The sequence below is a fragment of the Salibacterium aidingense DSM 18341 genome, from assembly GCF_000429685.1.
Taxonomy (GTDB): Bacteria; Bacillota; Bacilli; order Bacillales; family Marinococcaceae; genus Salibacterium; species Salibacterium aidingense.
In genome coordinates this window covers 101,189-115,351 of record NZ_AUCI01000007.1, presented here as the reverse complement: position 1 = coordinate 115,351, position 14,163 = coordinate 101,189, and the positions used below count along the sequence as shown (strand labels likewise).

Genomic DNA, 14,163 nt, shown 5'->3' with positions numbered 1-14,163 from the left:
AAAAAAAGGATAAAGGTTGGTGTACATGAGTGTCTGGTACAGTATAAGCAGAGTCTTTAAACCAAGAGAAGAAACATCCGAGAACCCCAAACATCAGGAATTAAAAACAAGGTACTATGCAGCAAGTTTCACCCGTGTTTTCAGAAAAGCAGAAAAGCTCCAGGAAACCAGCGGGAAAATTAATAAAGTCATTAAAGCAGATGAAGAACGGGGGGAGCTGTTTGTCGAGGCGACCAACGGTAAGGACTTGTTTGATGTTATTATGACTATCGTTCAGGTGGGACCGAATGAAACCGCTATCGATATCGTCTCGTCCATTCGCAAAAAATCCGGGGATTGGGGCAAAAACTTTTCTATTATTGTCCATATTTTAAAAGAGTTAGATCAATCTTTTCCCAACATTAAAAAAAATTAAGATTTACAGCCTGCGGAAACTGCAGGCTTTTTTTAATGCTTTTGTATGCCGGGGTGGCAAAAAGAGGATGATACCAGGGAGCGTCTTTGTTGTCCGTGTCACACGAACAACAAAATCAGGTAATACTATTTTAATATAACGAAAGAAATCGCGCTATACTTTTCCAGGATAATGAATAGAGGTGGTGCTCATTATCGATATTCTATAGTATAGTTGAGGTAGTGCAGGGCAAAGGAGATAGAAAATGTCAGATAAAAATAATCATAATGATTCTCTGGATGATATGCATGAGGAAGAATATGAAGAGCTTTCCTATGAAGAATTTCAACAGGTTTTAGAGGAAGAACCCAAACGAAAACCTAAAGAAAAACGACGAAAACAGAAAAAAAGAAAAGGAATAAAATTAATAGCCGTTGTTCTAGCCCTAATGCTGGTATTTCAGACTTCGGCAATGTTCTTTGATACATTTCGGCTTGATGTTATTGAATTTTTACAAACCTCCTACCGCCTTTCTCAGAATGAAGAGATTCAGGAATGGAAGGAATCCGTCGTCACGATACAGGGAGATGGAAAATATCTGCGCTCGCAGGGTACAGGTTTTTTTATCAGTGAAGAAGGTCTTGCGTTGACGAATTATCATGTCATTGAAGATCAAGATTCGGTTGGAGTCAGTACAGAAGGCGGGGAAATTTATGAAGGAGAACTGGTGGCAGGAGACCCGGAAAAAGATTTAGCCCTGTTGGATATTGAGGGGAGCAATTTTAAACCTCTTGCTTTGCAGCAGAAAGAGGGACACGCGGGAGAGCACATTTATGTCATTGGTAATCCTTTATCTTTCACGAAAATCGCGAATGAAGGCGATATATTGGGGAAAGAAAGGACCGGGGAAGGGGCTGTGGGAATCTCAGCCCCTATATACAAAGGGAATAGCGGGAGCCCTGTCATAACGGAAAAGGGGAAGGTCACCGGGGTGGTGTATGCTAAAAAGTCGATTTCCGAACCAGAACGTGAAACCATTGGCCTGGCGGTTTCTATAGAAGAGGTGCATGAATTTTTAGATGACCACTTGGAATAAGCCGTTCCCCGTTCGTATTGGTTCTTTTGCAGCAGAAAGCTTCTGCCTTGCAGAAAGCAGCCACGTTTTAAGACGCGGCGGTCAATAGGGATACACAAAAACGGAGCTGTATCAAAAGGGCGTTACATGCTGAGGCATCCGCTGCAGGCGTCGCCGCCTTCCGCTTCTGCCTCGGTTACATTTTCTTTATAACAGGAAAGAGTCTGGGACAAAACGTTATCAAGGACAAAAAATCCGAACGATTTTTTCCATAAATCGTTCGGATTTTTGTGTATTGTTCTATCGCTGCGTCAAAATAGGTCGCTTTCCGCGGGCACGGCTCGAATAAAGGAGGATCGGCTAAGGACGGCACATCCTGTGCCGACGCCGATCTGACCCGCATCCTGCGGGCCCTCGGGGAAAAATCCCTTCCTGCGGGGTCTCGAGACTCGTGCTTTTCCCGCAGGAGTCGAACTATTTTGACTCCGCTGAATGGACGTTCTTGATATATAAACCCTTAGATGTCCGTTTTACCAATTTTTCTTTCGTTTGACCCAACCTCCCTCTCTATTCAGCCGAGGCCGGGTTTTGTCACAGGCCCTGTGAATTTTTATATTATTTTTTTTGAAGTTTCTGGTCCTCAATATACTCATCGTACGTCGTCTGTTTATCAATAACGCCATCCGGTGTAAATTCAATAATCCGGTTCGCGATCGTCTGTATAAATTCATGGTCGTGGGAAGAGAACAGGACGGAACCGTTGAAATTGATCAACCCGTTATTCAGCGCAGTGATGGATTCAAGATCTAAATGGTTGGTTGGTTCATCCAGTACTAATACATTCGCTCCGCTGAGCATCATTTTGGAAAGCATACAGCGTACTTTTTCTCCCCCGGATAATACTTTGGCTTTTTTGAACACTTCTTCTCCCGAAAACAGCATTCTGCCCAAAAAGCTGCGGATAAAGGTTTCCGTTTGGTCGTTTGGGGAATACTGCCGCAGCCATTCCACCAGGTTCAGATCGACATCTTCAAAGTAATAAGAGTTGTCTTTCGGGAAATAGGAGAGCGATGTCGTCAGTCCCCATTTATACGATCCACTGTCCGGCTCCAATTCGCCGGAGATGATTTTAAACAAAGTTGTTTTCGCAATTTCCTGATCCCCGACAAAGGCCGCTTTTTCTCCGCTTCTTAACGTAAAACTTACATTATCAAGCACTTTCACCCCGTCGATCGTCTTTGTCAAACCATCGACGGTTAATAAGTCTTTCCCAAGTTCACGCTCTGGTTTGAATTGAATGAACGGGTAACGTCTGGAGGATGGTTTAATATCGTCCAGTGTGATATTATCAAGTGTCTTTTTCCTGGAGGTTGCCTGCCTGGATTTCGATTTATTGGCACTAAAGCGGGCGATAAATTCCTTCAATTCTTTAATTTTTTCTTCCTTTTTCTTATTTTCTTCTTTGGCCATTTTTTGGGCAAGCTGACTGGATTCATACCAGAAGTCATAGTTGCCGACATATAGCTCAATTTTGCCAAAATCCACATCTGCAATATGAGTGCAGACTTCGTTTAAAAAGTGGCGGTCGTGGGATACTACGATGACCGTATTTTCGAAGTTGATCAGAAATTCTTCGAGCCATTGGACAGCGGCGATATCAAGGTTGTTTGTCGGCTCATCCATTAATAGAATGTCCGGGGAACCAAACAAGGCCTGGGCAAGCAGTACCTTTACTTTTTCCGGTCCGGCCAACTCTGACATTTTTTTCTCATGAAGTTCTTCTTCTACACCAAGTCCCCGCAGGAGCTGGGCTGCTTCCGTTTCTGCTTCATAACCGCCAAGTTCAGCGAATTCTGCTTCCAGTTCGGCCGCTTTCATGCCATCTTCATCGGAAAAATCCGGTTTCATGTATATGGCATCTTTCTCCTGTAATACTTCATACAGACGGCTGTGTCCCATGATCACGACATCTAAAACCCGTTCGGATTCATAGGCGAAATGATTCTGTTTTAAGACAGCCAGCCGCCGCCCTTTTTCCATATGGACATGACCGGCCTGGGATTCAATTTCGCCGGATAATATTTTTAAAAAAGTCGACTTCCCGGCTCCGTTCGCACCGATAATTCCATAACAGTTTCCGGGAGTGAATTTAATGTTTACATCTTCAAAAAGTTTTTTATCTCCAAAACGGAGTTCTACATTTTGGCAAGAAATCATCAACATACATCCTTTTTAATAAACTACTTGATATGATAACACATTTAAAAGGAATAAGACGAAAAACAGGCACAAAAAGAACGGTCTTTTTAAATTTTATGTTTTGACAAGAAGACCAGGTAGTTATAGAATATAATAGGTCTTTGAAACTAAGTAGTTCTAAAATGACTTTTTGGTCATCACAAAAGAAAGGAAGCGCACCACAGATGGATAAACACGAGTCCATTATTGTAACAGCATTGAAGATGTTTTCGGAAAAGGGCTATTTTTCCACTTCTGTACAGGAAATTGTTTCTTCCTGCAGGATATCCAAAGGAAGCTTTTATAATTATTTTGCTTCCAAGGAAGATTTGCTGATTGAAGTGTTCCGATACAATCACCAGCAAATATTAAAGCGGGCTAAAAATGTACATTTTGATCAATCCCTGTCTCTAAAAGGGCAGTTGACCAAAATCATCAGCCTGGAGCTTGAAGGGATAGCGGATAACAGAGAATTCTTCTTATTGCTTCAAAAAGTCGTGCCCGTGCAGGAAAATAAAAAACTGCTGCCGCTGATGAAAAAGACGAAAGCAGCGATGATCAGACTGCACAAGGATTGGCTGCTGGAAGTATACGGAGATAAAATAAGGCCGCACATTTGGGATCACGTTTTATTTTTACAGGGGGCTATGAAAGAATATATTACCCTCATTAAAGAAAATAATACAACGGCAGAGCCGGACGTTTTTGCACAGGGTATTATTTCAAAAATAGATATTCTGGTTGAGCACGGCAGTCAGCTGAATCCTATATTAACCGACGACTTAATGAGGGAATACGAACAAATAGCCGAACACCCAGGAAATAAAACCAAAGAAGAGGAAAGAGAAGAGCAGCTGACCGCAGCAAAAGCTAGGATTGAATATCTTTTTTCAGAAACAGAAGATAAAAAACAGGATTATCTTGATGCTGTGGAGCTGTTGGCAGAAGAATGGAAAAAGCAGGAACCCCGTTTTTTTCTTATACACGCCCTCCTGGCTTTTTTACGTGAGCATCCAGAATTAAAACCACATGCGGATCATATGGAAAAAGTATTATAAGAAGAAATTCAAAAAAAGAAGGCAGATAGTATGACAAATCAAACGCAAGAAAACAATCAACAGGGCATTAAGAAAATTCCAATCATGGCCGTCCTCCTTATCGGCGCCTTTGTCGCCATTTTGAATCAGACATTATTGGCTACCGCCCTTCCGCCAATTATGAATGATTTAAATATCACAGAGAATACAGCACAATGGTTAACGACCATATTTATGCTGGTGAACGGTATTATGATTCCAGTCACCGCCTTTTTAATTGAAACGTTTACTACCCGGCGGCTCTTTATTACTGCTATATCAACATTTGCTGTAGGAACGCTTATTTGCGCTCTTGCTCCAAACTTTCCGGTATTAATGGCAGGGCGGATTGTACAGGCCAGCGCTGCAGGAATAATGATGCCATTAATGCAAACCGTCGTCCTGCTTATTTTTCCAATCAACAAAAGAGGGCAGGCTATGGGATTCCTTGGGCTGGTTATTGCCTTTGCACCGGCCATAGGACCGACACTTTCCGGTTTTATGGTAGACCATTTTCATTGGCGGACTTTATTTTATATCGTATTTCCGATTGCCTTTCTTGACATCATCTTTGCGTATTATGTCTTGAAAAACGTGACCGAACGTCATTTTCCAAAAGTGGATATTTTCTCTATCGTTTTATCCACCCTTGGTTTTGGAGGCATCCTCTATGGATTTAGTACAGCAGGAAATCATGGATGGGGCAGTGCGGATGTTATTATCTCCATGGGAATCGGCATCATTGCCTTATTGGTATTTGGCACCAGGCAGCTGAAGTTAGAGGAGCCAATCCTTGAAATAAGGGTGCTGCGTTATGGTATGTTTTCCTTAACCACGGCGGTTGGTATGCTTGTATTTATGGCGATGATCGGCGCGGCTACGATTCTGCCGATTTACATGCAGAACTTTCGTGATTTCAGTGCTACAGAATCCGGATTAATGATGCTTCCGGGGGCGCTGCTCATGGGAATGATGTCTCCCATTTCCGGGAGAATATTCGATAAGATCGGCGCCAGATGGCTGGCTGTGATTGGACTTTCTCTTGTTACCCTGTCCAACCTGATGTATACGGATTTATCGACGACCACTTCCTTTGTATACATGACCGTCTTGTATTCCCTTCGGATGCTCGGTGTTTCCATGGTCATGATGCCGGTAACCACGGCGGGGCTGAATGTCCTTCCGAGGCATTTGATTCCACATGGGACGGCAATGAACAATACCCTTCGTCAGGTTGCCGGCTCTATCGGCACCGCTCTGCTGGTGACAGTGATGACAACCATGACATTAGGGGAAGGACCTGACATAGAGGTGGAAGGGTTAATTCACGGCGTCAATATGGCTTTCTGGGTGGCTTCCATTCTAGGGTTTATAGGCCTTGTGCTCAGCTTCTTCATTAAGCATCAAACCGTAGAGGACGAATAGAAAACAAGAGGCCGGGACAGAAGGATAGGAGCCGGCCTAAAACCCGAACAAAACAATGACGATGGGATCGGTGCACCCGGTCACTGCGCTTTCCAGCTCCCTTGGTAAAGAAGATCGCATTACCAAGGGAATCTTCAGTTCCTCTTCGTCCCATAGGAGTCTCCATGGCCGGCCTCGGCTGAATAGAGAGGGAGGTTGGGCCAAACGAAAGAAAATTGGTAAAACGGACATCTTAGGGTTTATATAACAAGAACGTCCATTCAGCGGAGTCAAAATAGGTCGACTCCTGCGGGAAAAGCACGAGTCTCGAGACCCCGCAGGAAGTGGCTTTCTTCTGAGGAGGCTCGAGCCGTGCCCGCGGAAAGCGACCTATTTTGACGCAGCGATAGAACAATACACAAAAACCCGAACGATTTATGGAAAAAATCGTTCGGATTTTTTGTCCATGATAATGTTTTGGCTCAGACTCTTGTCATGGTAAAGACGGAGAAAATAAGGATGCTTTTGCTTAATCCATTTGTAAATCGGGGGTTTTTCGGCTGAAAAATCTTGTGATGGCCAGTAAATAGAGGAAACCAATGACGGCCCATATCGTACCAAGAATCAAGGCATTTTGATCAAGATTGATGAATAAAGCAATATCCAGCCCCGCTCCAATCAAGGGGACAAGCAAATAGAGGATTAGATCTTTCCCTTGCCTCCGCTGCTCTTTTATGAAGTAATGGGCAATCACCGAAAGATTAACAAAGGTAAACGTTGCAAAAGCTCCGAAATTGATAAAGGACGTCGACGTAGTCATGTCTAAAAATACGGCCAGCAGACCTACTGCTCCCACGATACAGAGGTTTATGACAGGGATTCTCGACGCCGCGCTGATATAACCAAATACTTTTTGCGGCAGTACGCCGTCCCGTCCCATCGCATAAAGCAGACGGGCCGCGCTGGTTTGGGCAGAAAGACCAGAGGCAAATTGGGCAAGGATTAAGCCTGCCAGGAAAACCGCACTGAAAAGGTTCCCTCCAATTTGTAAAGCAATTTCGTACGCTGCAGCATCTGAGTTGGTAAATGCGCTGAAATCCGGGTAAACCAAATGGAGAAAATAAGAAGCAGCCATAAAAATACCGCCCCCAATAAGGGTAATAAGAAAAATTGCCCTGGGCAGGGTTTTCTTCGGCTCTATGGTTTCTTCTGACAACGTCGTAACCGCGTCAAATCCTAAAAAGGAATAACAGGCAATAGAAGCCCCGGCAAGAATCTGCGGAAATTCTGCATCTTCTCCTAGAAACGGGTTAAAGGTGAAAATTGTTCCGGTGCCCATTCCCTGAAATAAATTAACAATACAAAGGACGATAAACAGCCCGACCACGAGCAGTTGAAATATCATCATTAATAAATTGACTTTCGTCGTCATGGTGATCCCGATAAAATTGACGGTGGTGGTAATAATGATAAATAAAAGGATCCATACCCAAACCGGAATGATCGGAAAAGCGTTGTTCAAATAGACTCCTCCGATGAGCCAGATCACCATCGGAAGAAATAAGTAATCCAGCAGCACCGACCAGCCGACCATAAATCCTAAAGGAGCGCTGATAGATTTCCGCGTATATGTATAGGCAGAACCCGAAACAGGGAAGGCCTGTACCATTCTTCCATAGCTGTAAGCTGTAAAAAGCATCGCTGTCATCGCCACCATATAGGCGGAAGGCACAAACCCTTTCGTCGTATCAGCAAGCACCCCATAGGTTCCAAATACAATCATCGGTGTCATATAAGCCAGTCCAAATAAAACAACTTGATATAAAGTGAGTGTCCTTTTTAACGTAGCATTTGCCATCAGATCTACCTTCCTTCTTTAATAATGATTGCCGGCATCAATTAACTGTCTGAATATATCAGGATGAATATTATTTATATAATTTAATTTCTCATCTAGCGGTGCCTGTACGGGGACATCTACAGGAAAAAGCCCCTCTTTTATGCCGGCATGAAATAATACTTTTCCTGTTCCATCCACTGCTTTACTTTCCCCGAAGAATTCCAATTCTCCTTCGGTACCGAGCCTGTTACAAATTACCATTGGTATTTCATTTTCCATGGCCCGGCTTTTTAAAAATACATCCTGGTAGCTTTCATACGGCTTCATATTTGCGGTGGAGACAAGGATAAGGTCTGCCCCCTTAAGCCGAAGCAGCCGGGAAACTTCAGGGAATTCCAGGTCATAACAGATTATCATGCCAATCCTTATCCCGGAAATGGTAAAAACAGGGTAGGTACTGCCTTTCGCAAAATATTTTTTCTCACTGTCAAATAGATGGGATTTATGATACCGCTCTAGAATGTTTCCGCGGGAGTCGATGCAGAGCGCACAAATATAGGATGCCTCGTTGTATTTTTCGGGAAAGGATATAACAGCAGCCACATTTAATTGGCGGCACTCCTTCTGAATGGTTTGCAGAAATCCGCTGTCCAGCGTTTCAGCGAACGTCTCGGTTTCCTCTTCCAGCAGATACCCTGTTAACGACATTTCTGGAAAGAGTACAAGATCCGCTCCTTGTTTTCCGGCCTCCTTTAAATAGTCCAGAATGCGAGATAAATTGTAGTCCTTAGATTTTAATTTTGGCGTAAATTGTGCTAATGATATGCGCATATCTTAATCCATCCTTTCTGTCTGTTAATATTGCAAATATTATGCCAACATTAGGGAGTTGATTTTTCAATGTATGTTGACTATCCTGAATGAAAAGATGATTTATATCATCCTCCTGGCATATATTTTGTCATTGATGATGATGTATTTCATCGTTGATGATATTAGTCATCACCTGGAGGTTTTTTTGATGAATTATCAAAGTCAGCTGCTCGTATTAACAGATTCTAAGGATATTATTGAAGAAGTGAAGGGAAAAGAAGACGATGTATTTCGATGTTCTCGTGCTGTATTAGTACCTGGATATTCCATGTATCACTGCAGTTGGAAGAATGTTTTTTCCGAGCCTATCGATTTACATCACACGTTTCAAGCTGTGGAGACTATTAATGGAGAAATCGTCCATGTTTTCCGATATCCATTGAACAATCTGGATCATACTATTTATGTTTTTTTTAATGTTTCGCCATTACGGGAGGAAAAGGAAACGGATTTCATTTTTTATTCTCCTTCCATGCAGCATATTTTGACAATTATAAACAATGTTTCAGAAGTGGATTCTACCATTTTACTGCTCGGGGAATCCGGAGTAGGAAAAAGTGCAGTAGCCGAATTGATCCATAAAAAAAGCCGGCGGAAATCAGGGCCTTTTTTGACGGTGAACTGCGGGGCCCTCCCTGAAAATTTAATAGAATCGGAATTATTTGGCTACGAGCCGGGGGCTTTTACCGGAGGAAAAAGTAAAGGGAAGACGGGCCTGTTTGAAGCTGCGCAGGATGGCACCATTTTTCTGGATGAAATCGCAGAACTGCCATACTTCATGCAGTCTAAATTATTGGATGTTATACAGTCGAATAATATCCGCAAGGTAGGGGGAATCCATCAAAAAGAGATTAACGTCCGGATTATGGCCGCTACCAATAAAAATTTATCTGGTCTGGTTGAAGAAGGGGCTTTCCGTGAAGACCTGTATTACCGTTTAAATGTCGTTCCTATTAACATTCCGCCCTTACGGGAAAGAAAAGAAGATATCCCGGAACTGACAGATCAGCTTACTGCCGCTTTTAATCAGAAATACGGACGTTCCGTTCACCTCCCGGAAAAAACGAAACAGCAATTTATTCATAAACATTGGGCCGGTAATATAAGGGAGCTGGCGAACACGATAGAACGTCTTATCGTGACAAATGGTGTGCTGGATCACCCTAAGCAGGAAACCGGGCCGTTTCCTTCCAGCGAAGAAAACGAGGCAGTATCCAGGGAAGAGGAAGTACTTCCGACATTAAAAGAAGCCAGAGAGAGAGCAGAAAAAGAATTAGTGCTAAAAGCCTACAATAAATTCAATAATACCTATAAAGCTGCTCAGGCTCTCGGGGTCGATCAATCGACGATATCTAAAAAAATCAAAAAGTATACAGCAGCGGCATCCCCTTTGAAAGGAGAACATGAGGAATGAGCAATAAATCATTTTCGGTCGCCTTAGCCCAATTAAGGTGTGAATTGCTGCATAAAGATAAAAACTTGAAAAGAATGCTGGAGGCTATCCAATCCGCTAAAAATAAAGGGGCCGACTATGTGATCTTTCCTGAATTATTTTTAAGTGGATATGTCATGAACGAAAAACTGTTTGAACTGGCGGAAACGTTAGACGGCCCCAGTATTACAGCTCTGGCACATGCAGCCAGAGCCAATGATATTGGAGTCATCGCCGGCTTTCCGGAAAAATGGGAAAACTACCTTTACAATGCTGCAGTATGTATTAACAGACACGGACGCATTGTGGATGTCTACCGTAAAACGCATTTGTTTCATGACGAGCATCATTATTTCCAAGCCGGCCGCCACTGTCCTGTCCTTTCTCTTCCTGAAGGACAAGCCGGCATGCTGATTACCTATGACATAGAATTTCCGGAAATGCCACGGCTTCTGGCAGTAAACGGAGCAGAAGTCCTTTTTGTGCTGGCCGCCAACATGACCCCGTATCAGGCGTATCAGGATACATATCTTCACGCCCGAGCCATGGAAAATCACGTTTTTGTTGCCGCCACAAATAAAGTAGGCCTGCACGTAGAGAATATCTTTTTTGGGGAAAGTCAGGTGGTTCACCCCTCGGGCACCTCTCTTTATAAAGCAGGGCATAATGAAGAACTTCCTGTTATTGATATAAACCTTCCCGAAATTGGGGAGTCACGCGGTGTACTGGATTATCTAAATAACCGCCGCCGGGATATTTACGACTCCCATTGATCCATTATAGAATGATGGAAAAGGAGGACATGAATGTGGCAAAAGGGTTAGAGGGAAAAAAAGTCATGATCGCAGCTTCCAGAAAAACAGACGAAATGAAAACATTAATTGAAAAACAGGGGGGAGAAGCTTTTGTCCGTCCATTGCAGGGAACGACGTTTTTGGATGAGGCGGAAGTAACCCCGGCTGTACAAAAAGTGATAGAGATGGAGCCGGATTGGTTTATATTTACCACAGGAATGGGAACAAACACTCTGCTCGAGATAGCGGAAAAAGCAGGGAAGAAAGAAGCGTTTCAAACGGTAATTAAAAGAGCAAATGTGGCAGCCCGCGGCTATAAAACAGCAAATGCGCTGAAAAGCATCCACCTCGTACCGGATGTGAGAGACGATGACGGGACCACCTCAAGTTTAATCCGGGCCCTGGATGGAATGGATTTTACCGGGAAAACCGTGGCAGTACAATTGCATGGGATCCAATTACCGAAGCTGGAAACTTTCCTGCTTAACCAGGGGGCAGCTGTGATAAAGGAACTGCTTCCTTACAAACATATAGCTCCCGAGCTGTCTACGCTGGAAACGGTCCGGGGAGAATTGTTCGATCTCCCATACGATGCCATATGTTTTACCACCCAAATGCAGGTTCATTCTTTGTTTCAGTATGCAAGAGAGCAGAAGTTTGATGCGGAATTATTAGACCTTTTCAAGCATACGACGCTTCCTGCCGCTGTTGGAAAAGTAACAGCAGAAGCACTCCGGGAAGAAGGGGCAGAGCAGCTGATTGCTCCTGATAATCAACGCATGGGAGCCATGATAATAAAGCTGTCAAACTCCTATGCTCCATAAAGATCACAGCCAATCCTCCTGCCGGTTAATGTTTATGAAATCCCGCTGATCTATAGAATAGGGGATAAACGCAGTATGCACCTTCTTTAGCAGGGGATGCATACTTTTTTTATTCTGGTGCAGCAATTCTTCCATGACGGGAAGACAGCCGGTGTGATACAGACCGTGGAGGGGGTGTAGTTGGTCCCTCTCCGAAGGAATCCAGGCGTCTGCCGTTTCTGCTGCGTTCCAAACATATTCTAACACGGACGAAACGAAACAGCTTCTGACATAAGGGACATCAGCCGGGAGAAGAAATATCCAATCCTTGTTGTTAAGCTGCCGCATAGCAGCAGCGAGAGCATACAACGGGCCTTCATGTTCCTTTTCTTCCAAGAGAAGGGGAAAACCTGCAGAAGATAAAGCAGCCGCCATCGTCCGATTCGTCTGTAAATAGACGTCGCGGATGCCTCCCTGTTGAAGTGCTGCCGCGCTGTAGCTGTAAAAAGGAGACCCTTTGTATGTTTCAAAGATTTTCTGTTTCTGGTAGCGTTCTGACTTTCCTCCGCAAAGGACTACACCCGCGATATTCATAATTATCCCCCTTAGGCGGTATATTTTCGAAGCACAAATAACAGGATAAAAGACAACAGGGCGATGGAACCCACCCAGGTCCAGGCAGCCTGCATCCGCCCGGCCTCCATGGCCGTGAAAATGGCAATAGGAACTGTCTGGGTTACTCCCGGCAGATTGCCGGCAAACATAAATGTCGCTCCAAACTCTCCTAATGCCCTGGTGAAGCTTAAAATAGTCCCGGACAGAACAGAACGAAAGCACAGGGGAAGCGAAATAAACAAAAAAACCTGCCACTCTTTCGCCCCATCGGTTCTTGCAGCATGTTCAATGTTTTCATCCACCAGCAGCAGCCCTGTTTTTACAGATTGATACATAAATGGAAACGCGACAACGGTGGCGGTGATAACAGCAGCTAACCATGTAAACAAAAGGGACTGTTGAAATAATGCTTCTATCAATCTGCCAACCAAACTATGGCTCCCAAAAATAATAATAAGTAAAAATCCCGTGACCGTAGGCGGCAGCACGGTAGGAAGCAGAAAAATAGTTTCAAGCAGGGTTTTTCCCGCAAAGGTCCGTCTTGCCATGAGCCTGGCGGCCGCGGTGCCGGCAATGAATACAATCACCAGGGCTGTACATGCAGTCTGCAGGGAGAGTACGATTGGATCCCAAAAGGAAACGTTGTCCATCATTGCTTTTCCTCTCCCATTTTAAAGCCATAGTTTTCCGCTATATCTTTCATTTCTGGACTTTGTAAAAATTCCAGCAGTTCTTCCGCTGCCTGTTTTTCTTCTCCGGCGCTGGTAAGCCCGGCTGGATAATTGATCGGAGAGTGAGAGGAAGGGGAGACCTCGGCGGCAATATGTATCTTATTGGACTGGAGCGCATCAGTTTTATAAACGAATCCGGCATCTACGTTCTCATTTTCTACATACGTTAACACCTGTCTTACATTTTTGGCCTGAATGAGATCTGCTTTTACATCTTCCCACAACTCGGCAGTCTGAAGGGTTTCCTTTGCATATCTCCCCGCCGGGACACTTTCGGGCGTACCTATAGAAAGTTTTACCTCCGGGTCAGCGGCATCCTCCAATTGAGAAAGAGAAGAAGAGGATTCAGCTGGTTCAATAAGGACCAGGCTGTTATGCATAATCACAGCTGTACTGGTCTTCTCCATGTGGCCGTCCTCCACTAGTTGATCGACCTTCATGGATGAAGCGGAGAAAAATAAGTCCACAGGGGCCCCCTGGGCAATTTGCTGTTTTAGGGAGCCTGAAGAACCGAAATGCACTTCCATTTCAGTATCAGGATACTGTTTCGTAAATACGGCTTCCACTTCCTGCATTACATTTTGGAGGCTGCTGGCGGCCGCTACCCGAATAGTGTTTTCCTGCTCCTCTGTGGTTTCTGCAGCAGAATTACACGAAGAAGCAGTCATGATAAAAACCAGCAAAATGACGATAATACTTGACTTTTTCTTCATCCTTATCAATAACGAACCTTCTTTCTATCCTTGTTCCAAACGCTGCACTATATATAATCATATCTTTTTCTTTGTTTCAACCATTGTCATTTTTGAAAGGCCCTTTATTTTCTCCTCCAGTTAAAAAAATCCATAGATAGTAAAAATAATTGTAAAATATAGCTACTTTTTTATG

General features: G+C 43.8%; 13 protein-coding genes. 7 read left to right on the top strand and 6 right to left on the bottom strand.

Annotation, left to right across the window (positions count from 1 at the left end; genetic code table 11):
• Positions 1–25: 25 nt before the first annotated feature.
• Both G475_RS0108180 and G475_RS0108175 read left to right on the top strand, forming a co-directional pair.
• A complete protein-coding gene (locus G475_RS0108180; RefSeq protein WP_026700858.1) occupies positions 26–415 on the top strand; it encodes a hypothetical protein in 390 nt (129 codons plus the stop codon).
• Positions 416–659: 244 nt separating this feature from the next.
• The gene (locus G475_RS0108175) at positions 660–1,490 is read left to right on the top strand and encodes a S1C family serine protease (protein WP_026700857.1); all 831 of its coding nucleotides are present in this window, start codon (positions 660–662) and stop codon (positions 1,488–1,490) included.
• A 594-nt stretch (positions 1,491–2,084) separates the two neighbouring features.
• Here the strand turns inward: G475_RS0108175 and G475_RS0108165 are convergent.
• Positions 2,085–3,686: an ABC-F family ATP-binding cassette domain-containing protein gene (locus G475_RS0108165; RefSeq protein ID WP_026700855.1), complete on the bottom strand. Its 1,602-nt coding sequence runs from the start codon at positions 3,684–3,686 to the stop codon at positions 2,085–2,087.
• Positions 3,687–3,892: 206 nt separating this feature from the next.
• Between G475_RS0108165 and G475_RS0108160 the strand changes: the two genes are divergently transcribed.
• Together G475_RS0108160 and G475_RS0108155 are read left to right on the top strand one after the other, a co-directional pair.
• Entirely contained in the window at positions 3,893–4,765 is an 873-nt protein-coding gene (locus G475_RS0108160) for a TetR/AcrR family transcriptional regulator (RefSeq protein ID WP_026700854.1), read from the top strand.
• Between the two features lie 30 nt (positions 4,766–4,795).
• Positions 4,796–6,208, top strand: coding sequence for an MDR family MFS transporter (locus G475_RS0108155; protein ID WP_026700853.1), 1,413 nt, complete (start codon positions 4,796–4,798; stop codon positions 6,206–6,208).
• 508 nt (positions 6,209–6,716) lie between these two features.
• On the opposite strand, the gene G475_RS0108150 is transcribed toward G475_RS0108155, so the two are convergent.
• Together G475_RS0108150 and G475_RS0108145 are read right to left on the bottom strand one after the other, a co-directional pair.
• Positions 6,717–8,045 (bottom strand): APC family permease, encoded by a 1,329-nt coding sequence (locus G475_RS0108150; RefSeq protein ID WP_026700852.1) that lies wholly within the window; start codon positions 8,043–8,045, stop codon positions 6,717–6,719.
• Positions 8,046–8,063: 18 nt separating this feature from the next.
• Complete coding sequence (locus tag G475_RS0108145) at positions 8,064–8,858, bottom strand: carbon-nitrogen hydrolase family protein (protein ID WP_026700851.1); 795 nt, start codon at positions 8,856–8,858, stop codon at positions 8,064–8,066.
• A 190-nt stretch (positions 8,859–9,048) separates the two neighbouring features.
• Between G475_RS0108145 and G475_RS24560 the strand changes: the two genes are divergently transcribed.
• The 3 genes from G475_RS24560 to G475_RS0108130 are packed head-to-tail and all read left to right on the top strand — an operon-like array spanning position 9,049 to position 11,950.
• Positions 9,049–10,314 carry a sigma-54 interaction domain-containing protein gene (locus G475_RS24560; protein ID WP_169728513.1) on the top strand — a complete coding sequence of 422 codons (1,266 nt, stop codon included), beginning with the start codon at positions 9,049–9,051 and terminating at the stop codon, positions 10,312–10,314.
• Complete coding sequence (locus tag G475_RS0108135) at positions 10,311–11,105, top strand: carbon-nitrogen hydrolase family protein (RefSeq protein WP_026700850.1); 795 nt, start codon at positions 10,311–10,313, stop codon at positions 11,103–11,105. The genes G475_RS24560 and G475_RS0108135 overlap by 4 nt, the downstream gene beginning before the upstream one ends.
• Before the next feature lie 35 nt (positions 11,106–11,140).
• On the top strand, positions 11,141–11,950 hold the full coding sequence (locus G475_RS0108130; RefSeq protein ID WP_026700849.1) for a uroporphyrinogen-III synthase: 810 nt from the start codon (positions 11,141–11,143) through the stop codon (positions 11,948–11,950).
• 3 nt (positions 11,951–11,953) lie between these two features.
• Here the strand turns inward: G475_RS0108130 and mobA are convergent, their stop codons facing one another.
• Genes mobA through modA form a run of 3 tightly spaced genes read right to left on the bottom strand, consistent with a single transcriptional unit; the run spans position 11,954 to position 13,988 of the window.
• Positions 11,954–12,523: a molybdenum cofactor guanylyltransferase gene (gene mobA, locus G475_RS0108125; RefSeq protein WP_026700848.1), complete on the bottom strand. Its 570-nt coding sequence runs from the start codon at positions 12,521–12,523 to the stop codon at positions 11,954–11,956.
• A gap of 11 nt (positions 12,524–12,534) precedes the next feature.
• Positions 12,535–13,197, bottom strand: coding sequence for a molybdate ABC transporter permease subunit (gene modB / locus G475_RS0108120; protein WP_026700847.1), 663 nt, complete (start codon positions 13,195–13,197; stop codon positions 12,535–12,537).
• The gene (gene modA, locus G475_RS0108115) at positions 13,194–13,988 is read right to left on the bottom strand and encodes a molybdate ABC transporter substrate-binding protein (RefSeq protein WP_026700846.1); all 795 of its coding nucleotides are present in this window, start codon (positions 13,986–13,988) and stop codon (positions 13,194–13,196) included. Before modA ends, modB begins: the two co-directional genes overlap by 4 nt.
• Between the last annotated feature and the right edge of the window lie 175 nt (positions 13,989–14,163).